Genomic DNA, 327 nt, shown 5'->3' on the forward strand with positions numbered 1-327 from the left:
GAGTTGTACGACCGGTATCCGGTGTTCGCGCGGGCGTTGGACGATGCGTGCGCCGCCCTGGACGGGCACCTCGGCGCGGAACTCCCCGTCAGGGATGTGATCTTCGGTAACGCGCACCTCTTGGACCGGACGGTGTTCACGCAGGCCGGGTTGTTCGCGGTGGAGTCGGCGTTGTTCCGGCTGGTGGAGTCCTGGGGTGTGCGGCCTGACGTCGTGGCCGGACATTCCATCGGTGAGGTCGTCGCGGCGCATGTGGCCGGTGTGTTGTCGTTGGAGGATGCGGCGGCGCTGGTGGCGGCGCGGGGCCGGCTGATGCAGGCCCTGCCG

General features: G+C 69.4%; 1 protein-coding gene. It reads left to right on the forward strand.

The window, feature by feature from the left end; all coding sequences use genetic code 11:
• Positions 1-327, forward strand: a 327-nt coding sequence (locus tag IG05_RS43315; protein ID WP_037816032.1) for an acyltransferase domain-containing protein, incomplete at both ends; no start/stop codon positions are given.

It is taken from the genome of Streptomyces sp. NRRL S-1022, from assembly GCF_000720135.1.
Classification (GTDB): Bacteria; Actinomycetota; Actinomycetes; order Streptomycetales; family Streptomycetaceae; genus Streptomyces.